We start from the raw sequence: 13492 nt of genomic DNA, 5'->3' as shown, positions 1-13492 counted from the left end.
AGAAGGATGCGCCGCCGCTCCCACCCAAGCAAGAGGGGTCAGCTAACCTGCTGGACAAGCCAGGCCACAATCCCGGCAAGACCAAGGATCAGGCCGAACCAGCCCCACCACGGCGCAAAGCGCTCGCGCGGCGGGGGCGGTGCGGGCTCGGCTTCCAGGCTTTTCTCGAACCGGTCCATCACTTCCGGCAACCGCTTCAGCCGGTTCGTCACCTCACGGACATTTTCCGAGATGAGGCGGGCCGCCCCTTCCGGCCCGAAATTGCGGCGCATCCAGGCTTCAATCACCGGCTCGGACGCGTTCCAGATATTGTGGGAGGGATCAATCGTGCGGGCGACGCCTTCAACCTGCACCATGGTTTTCTGCAGGAGAACAAGCTCGGGCCGCAGGGCCATGCCGAAAGTGTGGGTGTAGTCGAAGAGTTGCAGCAGCACGCGGCCCATCGACACTTCCTCGGCCGGGCGGCCGAACAGCGGCTCGCCGATCGAGCGCAGCGCCTGGGCAAAGTCGCCGACAGACTGGCTGGGCGGCACATAGCCTGCTTCGAAATGCACCTGCGCGATGCGCATATAGTCCCGCTTCAGAAAGCCCCAGAGGATTTCGGCCAGGAAGCGGCGCTCGATGATCCCGATACGGCCAATGATGCCGAAATCGACCAGAGCAATGGTGCCTTCCGGCGTCAGGATGGCGTTGCCTTCATGCATATCGGCATGGAAGACGCCGTAATTGATGGCGCTGGCCAGGAAGCCCTGCGTGATGTCGTTGGCCAGCCGCTTGCGGTCGATGCCGGGCTGATCCAGCACGCCGGGCGTGGTTAGCGGCGTGCCTTCAATCCACTCGGCGGTCATCACGCGCTTGCCGGTCCGCTCCCAGTCCACCTTCGGCACACGGAAGAAACCGGTCTTGCTGTAAATCTCCCGCATCTCGTCTGCCCCGCCCGCCTCCAGGCGCAGATCGGTCTCGCGCAGCATGGCGCTGGCGATAGTCTCGGTAAAGGCGACGGGCTTGAGGCGGCGGCTTTCGGTGGAGACGCCTTCAATGGTGCGCGCGGCCCGCCGCATGGCGGAAAGCTCGAGCATCAGCTGCCGCTCGATCCCTGGGCGGAGGATCTTCACGGCGCGCTCGCCATCGGGCAGCGGCATCCGGTGAACCTGCGCCAGGGAAGCGGCCGCGACAGGCTCCGATAGATTGGGGAAAAGGCGCTGGGCTTCTTCGGCGCCAAACTCTGCGGCAAGGGCGGCGCGGGCCTGCTTCATCGAGAAAGGCGGCAGCTTGTCCTTCAGGCGGGCGAGATCTCCGGCCACTTCAGAGCCGAACACATCCGGCCGCGTGGCGAGGAACTGGCCAAGCTTGATATAGGCCGGGCCGAGGCGTTCCAACGCATAGGCAAGACGCTCGCCCGGCCGGCCCTTTGCCCCGCCGCCGATGAGGCGCAGGAAGCCACCGGCAATGCGCGCGGGCAGCGGCAGGCGGGACTGATACTCCCCGGGCAGCACCACATCATGGCGTGCCAGCGACGTGCCCGCGCGGATCAGCCGCCGATAATCGGAAAACATGCCCATCTAATGCGCACCCGCCTGCATGGAACCAACTGGGCAAGCTGCGCGTTTGTGATCTAGCTGTATCTTCAGAAGGCGAAGAATAATCATGTCGACATCCCCCTCATCGAACAAACTTATGTATTTTGTTGTCGGTATACTCGTGGCCGCCGCCATCGGCTTTGGCATCTATTACTTCACCGAGGGCCCGGGCGGCGAAGACAAGCTGGAAATCTCCATCGGCGAAGACGGCATCAAGATCGACGGAAACTAGGCCCCGCCGCATCAGACCGCCCAGCCGAAATGCAGGGCGGCGATGCCGCCGGAATAATTCGTGACCGACACCTGACCAAACCCTGCGCCCCCGATCTCTGACTTGAAGGTCTGCTGATCGGGGAATTTGCGGATGGATTCGATCAGATACTGATAGCTGTCGCGGTCTCCGGTGACGAGTTCGCCCATGCGCGGGATGACGGCAAAGCTGTAGCGATCATACGCCGCCTGCAGGATCGGCGCGGTCATGTGGCTGAACTCGAGCACGGCGAGGCGGCCGCCCGTTTTCAGCACACGGCGGAATTCCCTAAGGCCCGCCACACGGTCTGCAAAGTTGCGGATACCGAAGGAAACCGTCACCGCATCAAAAGTCTTGTCCGGATAGGGCAGGTTCTGGCCATCTGCGCAGACCCAGGCGAGGCGGTCGCCCCATTGGGCGTTGTCCGCCCGCGCCTTGCCGGCCTCGAGCATCGCATCGTTGATATCGGAGACAATGGCGGTGGCCTGTCTTGTATCGCCGCGCCGCTTGCCCGCCTTGTCGGCCAGGGCGAGGAAGGCGCGCGCCAGTTCGCCCGTGCCGCCGGCAACATCGAGATGGCGCTCGCCCGGCTGCGGGTTCAGGCGGTTCATCGCGTCATGCTTCCAGAGGCGGTGGACCCCGGCGCTCATCAGATCGTTCATCAGGTCGTACCGGGACGCGACCGAGCGGAAGACCCCCTTCACGCGGGCGACCTTCTCGGTTTCCGTCACCTCTTCGAAGCCGAAGGAGACGATGCGTTCTTTGCTGTCCTGAGCTGTCATGGGCGCCTATCTTATCCGCGTTTGCCTTAGCGTATATGCGATAAAGATGCCTGAATTACCTGAAGTCGAGACAGTTCGCCGCGGACTGGCCCCCGTCATGGAGGGCCGGCGCATCCTGAAGCTGGAGCAGCGGCGGGCGGATCTGCGCTTTCCTCTGCCCGAACGCTTTGGCGAAAGGGTATCGGGCGCGCGGATTGACCGGCTCGCCCGGCAGGCGAAATTTCTGGCAGCTCACCTCTCCAATGGGGAGGTGCTCGTGATGCATCTGGGCATGACCGGGCGGTTTACCATCGGCGGGCAGATGCCGGGAGACTTTCACCACGCCACCGGTGGGATCAGCGCTCATGACCATGTTGTCTTCCATATGGAGGGGGGCGAGACGGTAACCTACAACGACCCGCGCCGTTTCGGCTTCATGGAACTCTGGCCAGCCGCCACTTTCCTGGCATACCCACGGTTAATGACGATGGGCCCCGAACCCCTGTCGAACCGCTTCTCCCCGGCCTATCTGGACGAAGCCCTGCGCGGCAAGGCAGCGCCGATCAAGGCCGCCCTGCTCGACCAGAAGGTGATTGCAGGCCTCGGGAATATCTATGTCTGCGAGGCGCTGTTCCGGTCCGGCATCTCGCCCAAGCGCCTGTCGAAGACCATTCCCGGCCAGCGCGCCGCGCGCCTCGCCCCGGCGATCAATGCTGTGATTGCCGAAGCGATCGAAGCGGGTGGCTCATCGATTTCAGACTTTGCCGCCACCGATGGCGCGCTCGGCTATTTCCAGCACCGGTTTGATGTCTATGACCGCGAGGGCCAGCCCTGCAAAACCTGCAGGGCGGAGATTAAGCGGATCGTCCAATCCGGACGGTCGACGTTTTATTGTCCGAGCTGTCAGCGGTAGGGCGCCAGCCCCATTTTCTTCAGCGGCGCCCCAAAGCCCCCCGCCACAAGCCCGGCGAGCAAAGGCGGGGCGGGCCAAAGGCGCAGCAGCGGCGCGGCCAGCCGGTCACGCAGCCAGGGGGTGAGCGTGCCGTCTGACTGGTAGACCGGCGTAAAGGCCCAGGTCATCAGCTGGTAGAGCCGGATATGGCCGGCGCGGATCTTCAGGAAACGGCGCAGGGCAGCGGCCATCCGCGCCTCGCCGCGCAGCGCATGGGCAAGCGCATAGGCGTCCAGCAGCGCCATGTTGGCCCCCTGCCCGAGCTGCGGGCTGGCGGCATGCCAGGCGTCGCCGATATGCACGAGCCGGCCCTGGATCGGCGCAGGATGCGTGCGATGGCGGTAGCGGGCGAAGGTCAGCTGGTCATGATCCGTAATCTGATGTAGCAGCGCCTCGGTTTCCGGCCACAAATGGCAGGCGGCGTCTTTCCAATGGGCGAGCGGGGCGGCGCGGAAAGCCTCATACTGGTCTGCGCGGATCGACCAGAAATAGGTGAGGCTATCGGGCGCTTGCGGGCTGGCGCGGCCTGAGGGCATCACGCCCGCCATCTTGCGGGCGGCTTCATAGCGCTGCTCCAGCGCCGTCCGGTCAAAGGGGCTGCCTTCCGGCCAGGGAAGCGTCGCCCACAGCGCGCCATAGGCAAGTTCATTCCGGGGGGCGGTGGAAAGTGGGGAGCGCACGCCGAGCGCGTCGATCACGAGATCATACGGCCCGTGCTGACCTCCGGCGGCGTCTGTGAGCGTGCCCGCCGCCGGGTCGGCAGACAGGATACGCGTGCCGGGCACAAGGCGCGCGCCAGCAGCGAGGGCGGCTTCCTGCAGCAGATCGAACAGCACGGATCGCTGGATGCCTAGGCCGGAAAGCCCCGCGCGCAGCGCGGCGTAGCGCACATCCAGAACGGCCCGGCCTGTGTCCACCGAAATGCCATGCAGGCGCGCAATCGGGCTGCCAAGCGCCTCTGCCTTCTCCCGAAGGCCCATCGCGCCGAGCACGGCGAGCCCGGTTTCCTGCAGCATCAGGCCTGAACCGACCGGCCCGGCCGCCTCGAACTGATCAAACAGGGTGACGCGGTGGCCCTCTCCGGCCAGCAGCGCCGCCGCCGCCAGCCCGCCGATCCCGGCGCCCGCGATCCCTATGCTGAACTGCTGCGCCACCATCAGGCCAGATCCCCCCTCAGCCAGACCATGATTTCTGATGAAGCCGCCGGCAGGGGATTGGCAACGGGCAAAGTGCCTTAATTGGGCAGGCGCGTGTCCTTGGCGTAGAATTCCATGAGGATAGGCTGGCCAGCATCTGCAGCCGTCAACAGCAGTGTATTGCGCTTGCGATCAATCTGCACACGGAATTGGGAGAGATAGTCGATGCCAAGCAGCATCAGCGGCTCCTGCTGCAGCCCGAGATCATCGAAAAGCGCGGGATCTGCAACGATCATGTCCATCTTGCGGAAGGTGTAATAGCCAACCGAAATCCGGCGGGTGGTGGCCACATGCGCCAGGAGCTTTCCGCCGGTGGCGCCCTGCAGAAGCTGGGTCTTCTCCTCGTTGCGGGCAACACCGGCGGCGCGCGCAAAAGCCGAATTCATGAGGCTGACGGGCGACCCGGTATCCACCAGCGCCCTGCCCTTGACACCGTTGATGCTGATCTCGGCGAAATAGAGACCATCAATCTGCGTCAGCGCGCTGCGGGCCGGAGACACCGTTCCGACACGCTTTGGCCACCCGCTATAGGCTGAAAACCGGCCTGCCGGAAAATCGAAATCAATCACATCCCCGCCAAAGGCGGTCGCCGGAATGACAAGGGGCCCGCCGGGCATCGCTTCGCGGTCGTTATAGGCGGCGGCTAGCTGATGCAGGCTCACAGTTCCAGCGCGCACCTGCGGGATCTGGACCTGACCATATTCCCGCTCGCCCAGCAGCCCGAACACGGAAACGCGGTCTTCCTCCGCGCCTGGCCCGGAAATACCCGCAGCCCTGGCGGCCCGGCTATCAATCATCGCCATGGTCGCGGCCGTATCGATCACCGCCGGAACGGGCGGGCCTGAATTTATGCTCGCCTGGACAACAAAATAACCCTGAGTGTTGAACAGAAGCGGAAAACTGACCCGCTCGACCGCCGCGAAAGCCGACACGGCCGACAGCAGCGCCAGCGTCATTGCGGTGCCCATCCATTTCCGCGCGGCCACTGACACCCAGCTGCGCATCGGCAGATCCTCCATGTTCCGGCCATTTCCTGGCGCTTTGGCCCAGAATGCCACAGATACCGGATAGCCGCCAGAAGACTTCAGACCATGCCGGCATCCGTCGGCAGGCCGAAGAGGATGCGGCCCGTCAGTTCCAGTGTGGAGGGCGCGGTGACGATATGCTGGGTGATGGCATGGGCGTCGCGGAAACGGCGTTGCAGGTCGCTCGCCTCGAAGAGGGCCGCGCCCCCGCCCAGATCATACAGGGTACGGCAGATGTCGGCTCCGGTGCGGGTCATATGGGTGCAGGCCAGGCGCAGGTCGGCGCGGGCCTCCATGGGGATATCCCCCTGCCCCTGCGCAATCGTCCAGACCCGGTCAATCTCGGCGAAAAGATAGGCCCGCGCCGCGCGCCAGGCTGCCTCGCAGCGCGCAAAATCAGCCTGCATGGTCTGCCGCTCGCTGAGCGTCTTGGACGAGCCCTGGCTTTTCTTGACGGTGGCGAGCGCATGGAACGCGTCCAGTGCGCCGCGCGCATTGCCGAGCGCCACGGCAGAAACGCCCAGCGCCAGCAGGCCGAAAGCCGGAAACTTGAACAAGGCACCTGCTTCGCGCGGCTTGTCGGCCACCAGCGAGACAGACCGCCCCCGCGGCACGAGAATGTCCTTCACCTCGATATCGCCCGAGCCTGTGCCCTTGAGGCCCATCACATGCCATGTATCGTGCAGGGTCGCCTCGGAGGCCGGGAACACCATCATCCGTGTATCCGGCGCGCCGGAGGCCAGGCGTTTCATTTCGCCATTTTCCCAGACGGTGCAGCCGCCACAGAGCCAGGTGCAGTTGGCCGAGCCCGAGCCCCACTGCCAGCGGCCGGTGACGCGGTAATTCTCCCCCTCGGCCACCGCTTTCCCCATCGGGGCAAAAACCCCGCCGGTGATCGTCAGCGGATCGGCATAAACCTCGCGCGCATATTCCGGTGCCATATAGGCGGCGTTGAGCGCGGTGGTGGCCGCGATCATCACGCACCAGCCGGCGCTGGCATTGGCGCGGGCGGCCGCCTCGGTCACCTCGACAATCTCGCGCGGGCTAAGCTCCAGCCCGCCAAGGGCTTTCGGCGTCACCATCCGGAAGGCGCCGGTGGCGGCCAGCTTTGCGGCAAGATCTGCCGGCAGGCGGCGAACCTCTTCCATCTCTGCGGCGCGGGCGGCCAGTTCCGGAAGAAGCGGGGTCAGATGGACAAGCGGCTTCATCAATTACTCTTCCTCACCGGCGGTATAGATGGTCACGCCTTCCTTGATCGTTGCAAGAATGCGGATCGACTGCATGTCCGCCGGATCAATCGTCAGCGGATTATCCGAGAGGATCACGAAATCCGCCTTCTTGCCCGGCGTGATTGAGCCTTTCTCGGCTTCCTCGAAATACTGGCGGGCGGCGTTCAGCGTGACGGCGCGCAGCGCGTCCATGGGGCTCGCCCGCTGGTCTTCTCCCAGCACCTGCCCCGACCGCGTTTCCCGGTTTACCGAAACCCACAGCAGCCGGATCACATCGGGCGGCACCACCGGGGGATCATTGTGAACCGTATACGGAATTCCAAGCGCCTTGGCAGCGGCCAGCGGGCTGATGAAGGCGGCCCGCTCCGGCCCCAGAATGGTGTCCCTGTGCCAGTCGCCCCAATAAAAGGGATGGGCCGCAAAGAAGGAAGGCAGAATGCCGGCGGCGGCCATCTCTTCCAGCTGATCCTGCCGGGCCGCCTGGGCATGGATCACCACCGGGCGCTGGTCCTGCCCCGGATGGGCGGCCAACACCGGCGCCATCATGTCCAGATACTGATCAATCGCCCGGTCGCCATTGGCATGGGCAATGATCTGAATGCCGCGCGCATAGGCCTGATCGAACAGGCTGGAGACGCTCTCATCGCTGTGAATTCTGTAGCCGGAATACTCCGCCGGCTGGCCGGGCGCCTGCGTGGCATAGGGCTCTGTCAGCCATCCAGTGCGCCCCTGCAGAGACCCGTCAAGCAGCAGCTTGATGCCGCCAATGCGGAAGCGGTTTTCATAATCCCTTGAGACAGGAAACTCCTCGGGGATCACGCCGTCCTTCTGGAACAGCTGGTAGGCAACAACATCGAGATAAAGATCTCCGCGCGCCGCTACCTTCTGCAGGTCGGCGATGTTCTGCCCCTGCGCGGCGCCTTCCTGCGCCGTGGTGATGCCATAGCTGGCATAGAGTTCCTGCACGGCGCTGAGCCCGGCAAGACGCTGGCTTTCAGCCGGCTGGGGCAGATGCGCATAGACGAGATAGAGCGCGGTTTCTTCCAGCACGCCGCTCGGCGTGCGCCCATCGCTCTGCCGGCGGATAATCCCGCCCTCCGGATCAGGCGTTTCGGCCGCGATGCCGATGGCGTCCAGGCACAGCGAATTGCACGCGGCCAGGTGCGCCGATGTATGCATCAGGAAGACCGGCTTTTCCGTGGAGACGGCATCGAGATCTTCCCGCGCCGGATGGCGCTGCTCGGCCAGCAGGGAATCGTCATAGCCCCAGCCCAGGATCCAGGGCGCATCAGGATGGGCCAGCGCCCAGGCTTCCAGCTGCGCCTGCAGCTCGGGGATCGAGCGGACGGGGCCAGCGGGCGGGGGCTGCACATTGGCCATGCCGGCCGTCTGCGCCAGCATGGCAAAATGCCCATGGGTATCGATGAAGCCCGGCGCGAGGGTTGCCCCGCCCAGGTCGCGCAGGCTGGCGCCGGCACCGGCGGCGCGGCTGACGTCTTCGCGCGTGCCCACGGCCAGGATACGCCCATCGCGCACGGCCACCGCCTCTGCCTGCGGCAGGGCCTCGTCAATAGTGATGATTTCGCCGTTGAGGAAAATGGTGGCGCCCTCGCCGCTGGCCTGCGCCTGCGGCAGCTTCTGCGGCGCGGCGCAGGCAGCCAGAAGCAGGCCTGCCACCGCAACACTGCGCCAATTCCTGAAGCCTGCGCTGAACGGCATGGCGTGTTCTCCCCCGGTATTGTCTTCTTTTGCCGGAACCATCGGCCAATCCGGCCCTGGTTGGCAAGTATGCCTCTTTGGGTGCGCCTATCTTCCCGGGAGCAGCGCGTGCAGCTTTACCGGCGCAGCATGGCGCCAGGACATGACGAGCGCCGAGCGCAGCGTGACAAGATCGCAGGTGGCCAGGCGGATGGACGTCGCCCCCTTCTCCCCCCATTTGTTGGGCACCGGGAAAAAGATGTCCGGCTCCGCCGCGCACAGCATCCTCTGCTCATCCGGCGTCAGGAAGACATTTGAGAATTCATGGTGTGGCGGCAGGGTGGCGAAGATCTTACCCTTCGGGGCATCAACCCGGAAACTCGCCCAATCAAAATGCGGACGCTCCAGAGCGTGGGGAAGCTTCAGCGCCTCTGCCCGGAGTGTCTCCGGCCTGATCATATGGACAGCGCGCCCAGGATGACCGCGACCAGCAGCGTCGACATCAGAATGAAGAAATAGATACTGTCCAGCGTCAGCACGCGGAGCACTGAGGTGAAACGCCCGCGCCCATAGACCGCCCGGTTCAACCGGTAGAGATACCAGTTGGAATAGACCAGCAGGGCGAACGTCACCCAGCCCGGCCCGACCAGATAGGACGCCATCATGCCCAGCGCCATGGCCAGGAAAAGCGCCGAATGGAAATGCAGCGACACGATCAGATGGTCAAAGAACAGGAATTTCCGGCGCCAGAAATAGACCAGCCCCAGAAGCAGCGCATACACCGGCAGCATCACGAACATCAGGCGCGGAATCCATTCCCGCGTCTTCTCTTCCAGCCGTCCTGGGTTGTCCATCACCTCGGCAAAGCGGGCAGCCTCCGCATCTCCGCCTGCCCCCGCCTCGCGTACTGCGTCGAGCGCCTCCTTGGGCATGAAGCCTGCCCATTCGGGGTCTTCCGGGGGATCGGCGGGCGCCGCCTCTTCGGCGCCGGGGGCCGCCGGACCCTCGGGGATGAAGATATTCGGGCCACTGCGCCAGATATTCTCGGCTTCGGCTAAGCCTTCCAGCGCGCCCTGATACTCCTCCTCGGTCATCTCCCCAGCCGCATGGGCGCTTTCGACCTGGGCGCGGGCTTCCTCAAAATTCTGCTTGCCGCCCGGCACGATCGACAGGCCCTGCCCCATCACCAGCGGCAGCGCCACGAAGAAGACCAGCGAGGCGAGCACATAGAGCCGGAAAGGCGGGATGAAGCGGGCCCTCTGGCCGTCCAGATAAGCGCGGGTGACTTTGCCGGGGAGGAATATCAACGCCGGCAGCGTCCGCGCCGCGCGGCTGTCGAGAGAGAACAGCGTTTCCAGACTTTCCCCCAAGAGGGCCCAGAAAGGCTGGCGCAGGCTCTGCGCGCTCTGCCCGCACTGATGGCAGAAATCGCCAGCCAGCTCTGCGGCGCAGTTCAGGCAATGGGTTCCGGCAGGCTCTCCCCGGGCCGCTTTGAGGCCGGCGGCGGCATCCGCCCCGGCATGTTCGATGGCTGTATCGGCGGCCTCGCCAAAACTTTCGCTCATCTCCACCCCTCCCGGATCAGCGGAACACCTTCGGCTTCTTCGCCATGAAGCGCGCCGTTGCCGCATGGTATCGCAAAGCACGGCCATCCGGCGCAAGCCCATAGGTTCGCTCGCGCAGAAACTCCATCAGATCGCGCCGTTTTCCAGCAGCCTCAAGCAGCGCCGGGCTCAGGGTTTCGCCAATCCCGACCGTCAGCGTCTTGCCCATCCGCCGGCGCACCTCCCGGAAAACCAGCGCCAGGCGCAGTTCCAGCGACAGATGCGAGGCGATCTGGAAGAGGCGCGAATTCTGCCCCTCGAAGAAAACCGGCGTCACGGCGGCGCGGCCATGGGTGATGAGTTTCGCCGTAAACGGCTTCCAGTCATCATCCACCGCGAGGGGATCAAACGGGCCGGGCGTGGTGGAGACCCCGCCCGCCGGGAACACGATCACGCAGCCCCCGGCCTTCACATGCGCCAGCGCCGCCCGCCGCATGGCGATATTGGCCGCCACCGCCTCCCGCGTTCCACCAAAGTCCACTGGCAAGAGATACGGCTTGGCCTCGGGCACGGCGTCCAGAACGGAATTGGTCAGCACCCGGAAATCCTGCCGCCGCCGCCCCACCAGCCAGCTGATCACCAGCCCATCGAGCACGCCGAAGGGATGGTTCGCCACAATCACCAGCGGGCCTTCGGCCGGCATCGCGGCGAGGCGCGCCTCATCAAACAATATCGTCAGCTCCAGAAGGCGGATGGCCGCCTCGAAAAAACCCACCTCGCCCAACTCTCCGGCACGGTAACGGTCATAGAGACGGGCAAGTTTCGGCTGCCCCGTCGCCCGCTCCACAGCGCGCACCAGCGCCCGCTTCAGCGGGTCGTGGAAATAGGCCGCATAGGAAAGTTCCGGCGCGGCGGCAGTGTCCATCAAAGCCGCCACATGCGCGCAAGGTTGTTCTTCTGCATGTCGGATGATCCGCCCACGATCGGCATGCCCAACAAATCGCGCAGATTGCGCTCGATGTCATAGGCGTCTGACAGGCCATAAGCCCCGATCACCTGCTGACAGGCCAGACCGATCTCCACACCCGTATCGGCCACATAAAGCTTGGCCATCGCTGTCTCTGCCGAGCAGGGCTGACCCGTGCCCGCCAGCCAGGCGGCGTGATAGAGCATATGCCGGCAGGCGGCGAGCTTGGTGCGCGCGGCCACCAGCTTGTGGGCAATCGCCTGATGCTGGCCGATACGCTTGCCGAACTGTTCCCGCTCCCCGGCATAGCGCCAGGCCTCTTCCAGCGCCGCACGGGCAAGTCCGAAAGCCACCGCCGTGATCTCGATCTTCTCCACGTCCAGCGCCCGGCCCGCCAGCGCGTCCCAGCCCCGGTTCCATTTCTCCGGCCCGCCAACGATGGCGCTTTCCGGCAGGCGCACATCATCCAGGAACACATCCATCGAATGGGTGTAGCGCAGGTTGGCATGCTCGATCGGCGCCATGGTCACACCCTTCGCCTTTGTCGGCACAAGGACGAAAGTGAGATTGCCATGCCGCGCGCCCGGCTCGCCCGAGCGGCAGAGGCAGTAGATATAGTCCGCCCAGTCGGCGCCCGTACACCAGCGCTTGGCGCCCCTGATGACGATCTCGTCTCCCTGGCGCTCCACCCGTGTCTCAACGCTCGGCAGGTCCCCGCCCACATTCGGTTCGGACAGCCCATAGGCAAGGAATATCTCCCCGCGCGCCAGCTTCGGCAGCAACTCTTCCTTCTGCGTCTTCGATCCGTTCTCGGAAATATTGAGCCCGCCATAAAAGGCCGCATGGATATAGGGCCCGGCCATGGTCGGCCCGCCCTGGCAGAGCTCCTCGATCACTGCGGCCGCGGCGTAGATATCCTCCCCCTGCCCGCCATATTCTTCCGGGATCGTCAGGCCGATCAGGCCCATTTCGGCGATCTCGCGGAAGAGGCCACGGTCCCAGGTCGCCTCCCGGTCCCATTGCCGGCGCTTCTCGCGCGGCATCTTTTCGGCCACCCAGCGGGAAAGCTGGCGGCGGATTTCGGTCACATGCTCAGGCTCGGCGGCAAAATAGGTCATGCCGCACTTCTGGGCTAACCGCCGATTTCGTCAAGACGGAACGGCGTGGACTGGTAGGTCTGGTTGATCCAGTTGCCAAACAGGAGATGGGCATGGCTGCGCCAGCGGTTGAGTGGCTGGCGAGTGGGATCATCGCCGGGGAAGTAGCCATACGGCACCTGGATCTGCTTGCCCGCTTCCCGGTCGCGCTCAAACTCCTCCTTCAGCGAGAAGGAATCGTATTCCACGTGATTGAACATGTAGAGGCTGCGCCGGGCGCGGTCTTCCAGCAGGCAGGGGCCCGTATCGTCGCTATCGATCAGCAGGCGGAGGGCTGGCCGCTCCAGCACCTCGTTGCGGCGCACCTCGGTCCAGCGGGAAACGGGAATGGAGAAATCATCCGAAAAGCCCGAAAGATAGGGCGAGGCCGGATCAAGATTGCGATGCCGGAACACGCCGAAGGCCTTGGCCTCCAGCTGGTGTTTCGGCAGGCCGTGGAAATGATACGCCGCCGCCATCGCGCCCCAGCAGATATAGAGCGGGGAATGCACATGGCGCTCGGTCCAGTCGAAGATCTGGGTCAGCTCATCCCAATAGTTGACCTCTTCAAAGGGCAGCGTTTCCACCGGCGCCCCGGTCACGATGAAGCCGTCAAACTTCCGCTCCCGGATTTCTTCCCAGGTCTGGTAGAAGCTGATCAGGTGTTCCTGCGACGTATTCTTCGGCGTATGCCCGCCCACGCGCACCAGCGTCAGTTCCACCTGCAGCGGCGAGGCGCCGATCAGGCGGGCGATCTGCGTTTCGGTGCGGATCTTGTTGGGCATGAGGTTGAGAAGGCCGATCTGCAGCGGGCGAATGTCCTGCCGGATGGCATCGGTCTCGCGCATCACCGCCACGCCCTCTTTCAGAAGGGTCTCGCGCGCGGGCAGCGTATCTGGAATCCGGATCGGCATGGCTCAAACGTCCTCTTCGGCCCGCTTCAGGTCCATAATCAACGCCGCAATCGAGGGGGAAAGGCAGGCCCGGAACCCCGGTTTCCCTGCATCTCGGCCCTTTAGCGAGTTGTTTAACGTGGCTGCAAGCCGGCCGGCCAAATCACCACGGAAGGGGATTTAGTACGGGACGAGGGCGGCGTCAAATGGATCGGATGGGTATTTAACATTCACAGTAATGTGGCAAACGGCAAACGCTGG

Annotated in this window: 13 protein-coding genes and 1 riboswitch; of the genes, 2 read left to right on the top strand and 11 right to left on the bottom strand. The window is 64.5% G+C overall.

The window, feature by feature from the left end; genetic code table 11:
- Positions 1 to 38: 38 nt before the first annotated feature.
- The gene (locus C0456_RS14500; RefSeq protein WP_291053550.1) at positions 39 to 1556 is read right to left on the bottom strand and encodes an AarF/UbiB family protein; all 1518 of its coding nucleotides are present in this window, start codon (positions 1554 to 1556) and stop codon (positions 39 to 41) included.
- Between the two features lie 91 nt (positions 1557 to 1647).
- Here C0456_RS14500 and C0456_RS14495 point away from each other — a divergent pair, with 91 nt between their 5' ends.
- Positions 1648 to 1812 (top strand): hypothetical protein, encoded by a 165-nt coding sequence (locus tag C0456_RS14495; protein WP_291053548.1) that lies wholly within the window; start codon positions 1648 to 1650, stop codon positions 1810 to 1812.
- A gap of 11 nt (positions 1813 to 1823) precedes the next feature.
- On the opposite strand, the gene C0456_RS14490 is transcribed toward C0456_RS14495, so the two are convergent.
- A complete protein-coding gene (locus tag C0456_RS14490; RefSeq protein ID WP_291053546.1) occupies positions 1824 to 2612 on the bottom strand; it encodes a class I SAM-dependent methyltransferase in 789 nt (262 codons plus the stop codon).
- Between the two features lie 46 nt (positions 2613 to 2658).
- Between C0456_RS14490 and mutM the strand changes: the two genes are divergently transcribed.
- Complete coding sequence (mutM, locus tag C0456_RS14485; RefSeq protein WP_291053543.1) at positions 2659 to 3504, top strand: bifunctional DNA-formamidopyrimidine glycosylase/DNA-(apurinic or apyrimidinic site) lyase; 846 nt, start codon at positions 2659 to 2661, stop codon at positions 3502 to 3504.
- Here mutM and C0456_RS14480 read toward each other — a convergent pair.
- From C0456_RS14480 to metA, 9 genes are all read right to left on the bottom strand, one after another.
- Positions 3495 to 4700 carry an NAD(P)/FAD-dependent oxidoreductase gene (locus C0456_RS14480; protein WP_291053541.1) on the bottom strand — a complete coding sequence of 402 codons (1206 nt, stop codon included), beginning with the start codon at positions 4698 to 4700 and terminating at the stop codon, positions 3495 to 3497. The two genes, mutM and C0456_RS14480, sit on opposite strands and share 10 nt — an antisense overlap.
- Positions 4701 to 4777: 77 nt before the next feature.
- On the bottom strand, positions 4778 to 5797 hold the full coding sequence (locus tag C0456_RS14475; RefSeq protein WP_291053538.1) for an aspartyl protease family protein: 1020 nt from the start codon (positions 5795 to 5797) through the stop codon (positions 4778 to 4780).
- 26 nt (positions 5798 to 5823) lie between these two features.
- Positions 5824 to 6972 (bottom strand): acyl-CoA dehydrogenase family protein, encoded by a 1149-nt coding sequence (locus C0456_RS14470; protein ID WP_291053535.1) that lies wholly within the window; start codon positions 6970 to 6972, stop codon positions 5824 to 5826.
- A gap of 3 nt (positions 6973 to 6975) precedes the next feature.
- On the bottom strand, positions 6976 to 8712 hold the full coding sequence (locus C0456_RS14465; RefSeq protein WP_291053533.1) for an amidohydrolase: 1737 nt from the start codon (positions 8710 to 8712) through the stop codon (positions 6976 to 6978).
- A gap of 87 nt (positions 8713 to 8799) precedes the next feature.
- Complete coding sequence (locus tag C0456_RS14460; protein WP_291053530.1) at positions 8800 to 9150, bottom strand: MmcQ/YjbR family DNA-binding protein; 351 nt, start codon at positions 9148 to 9150, stop codon at positions 8800 to 8802.
- Positions 9147 to 10256 carry a DUF3667 domain-containing protein gene (locus C0456_RS14455; RefSeq protein WP_291053527.1) on the bottom strand — a complete coding sequence of 370 codons (1110 nt, stop codon included), beginning with the start codon at positions 10254 to 10256 and terminating at the stop codon, positions 9147 to 9149. Before C0456_RS14455 ends, C0456_RS14460 begins: the two co-directional genes overlap by 4 nt.
- Before the next feature lie 16 nt (positions 10257 to 10272).
- On the bottom strand, positions 10273 to 11160 hold the full coding sequence (locus tag C0456_RS14450; protein ID WP_291053524.1) for a lysophospholipid acyltransferase family protein: 888 nt from the start codon (positions 11158 to 11160) through the stop codon (positions 10273 to 10275).
- Entirely contained in the window at positions 11160 to 12320 is a 1161-nt protein-coding gene (locus C0456_RS14445) for an acyl-CoA dehydrogenase family protein (RefSeq protein WP_291053521.1), read from the bottom strand. The genes C0456_RS14450 and C0456_RS14445 overlap by 1 nt, the downstream gene beginning before the upstream one ends.
- Positions 12321 to 12334: 14 nt before the next feature.
- On the bottom strand, positions 12335 to 13252 hold the full coding sequence (metA, locus tag C0456_RS14440) for a homoserine O-succinyltransferase (protein WP_291053518.1): 918 nt from the start codon (positions 13250 to 13252) through the stop codon (positions 12335 to 12337).
- Positions 13253 to 13333: 81 nt separating this feature from the next.
- Positions 13334 to 13411, bottom strand: a riboswitch (SAM riboswitch).
- Positions 13412 to 13492 lie beyond the last annotated feature (81 nt).

It is taken from the genome of Hyphomonas sp. (genome assembly GCF_013823385.1).
Classification (GTDB): Bacteria; Pseudomonadota; Alphaproteobacteria; order Caulobacterales; family Hyphomonadaceae; genus Hyphomonas.
The sequence above is the reverse complement of the archived record's forward strand: the minus strand, read 5'-3'. Positions and strand labels throughout refer to the sequence as shown.

What these genes read in the sequence shown, in the direction of transcription:
- C0456_RS14500 (WP_291053550.1), bottom strand. Translation starts at nt 1,556, where the DNA reads ATGTTTTCCGATTATCGGCGGCTGATCCGCGCGGGCACGTCGCTGGCA.
- C0456_RS14495 (WP_291053548.1), top strand. Translation starts at nt 1,648, where the DNA reads ATGTCGACATCCCCCTCATCGAACAAACTTATGTATTTTGTTGTCGGT.
- C0456_RS14490 (WP_291053546.1), bottom strand. Translation starts at nt 2,612, where the DNA reads ATGACAGCTCAGGACAGCAAAGAACGCATCGTCTCCTTCGGCTTCGAA.
- mutM (WP_291053543.1), top strand. Translation starts at nt 2,659, where the DNA reads ATGCCTGAATTACCTGAAGTCGAGACAGTTCGCCGCGGACTGGCCCCC.
- C0456_RS14480 (WP_291053541.1), bottom strand. Translation starts at nt 4,700, where the DNA reads ATGGTGGCGCAGCAGTTCAGCATAGGGATCGCGGGCGCCGGGATCGGC.
- C0456_RS14470 (WP_291053535.1), bottom strand. Translation starts at nt 6,972, where the DNA reads ATGAAGCCGCTTGTCCATCTGACCCCGCTTCTTCCGGAACTGGCCGCC.
- C0456_RS14465 (WP_291053533.1), bottom strand. Translation starts at nt 8,712, where the DNA reads ATGCCGTTCAGCGCAGGCTTCAGGAATTGGCGCAGTGTTGCGGTGGCA.
- C0456_RS14460 (WP_291053530.1), bottom strand. Translation starts at nt 9,150, where the DNA reads ATGATCAGGCCGGAGACACTCCGGGCAGAGGCGCTGAAGCTTCCCCAC.
- C0456_RS14455 (WP_291053527.1), bottom strand. Translation starts at nt 10,256, where the DNA reads ATGAGCGAAAGTTTTGGCGAGGCCGCCGATACAGCCATCGAACATGCC.
- C0456_RS14450 (WP_291053524.1), bottom strand. Translation starts at nt 11,160, where the DNA reads ATGGACACTGCCGCCGCGCCGGAACTTTCCTATGCGGCCTATTTCCAC.
- C0456_RS14445 (WP_291053521.1), bottom strand. Translation starts at nt 12,320, where the DNA reads ATGACCTATTTTGCCGCCGAGCCTGAGCATGTGACCGAAATCCGCCGC.
- metA (WP_291053518.1), bottom strand. Translation starts at nt 13,252, where the DNA reads ATGCCGATCCGGATTCCAGATACGCTGCCCGCGCGCGAGACCCTTCTG.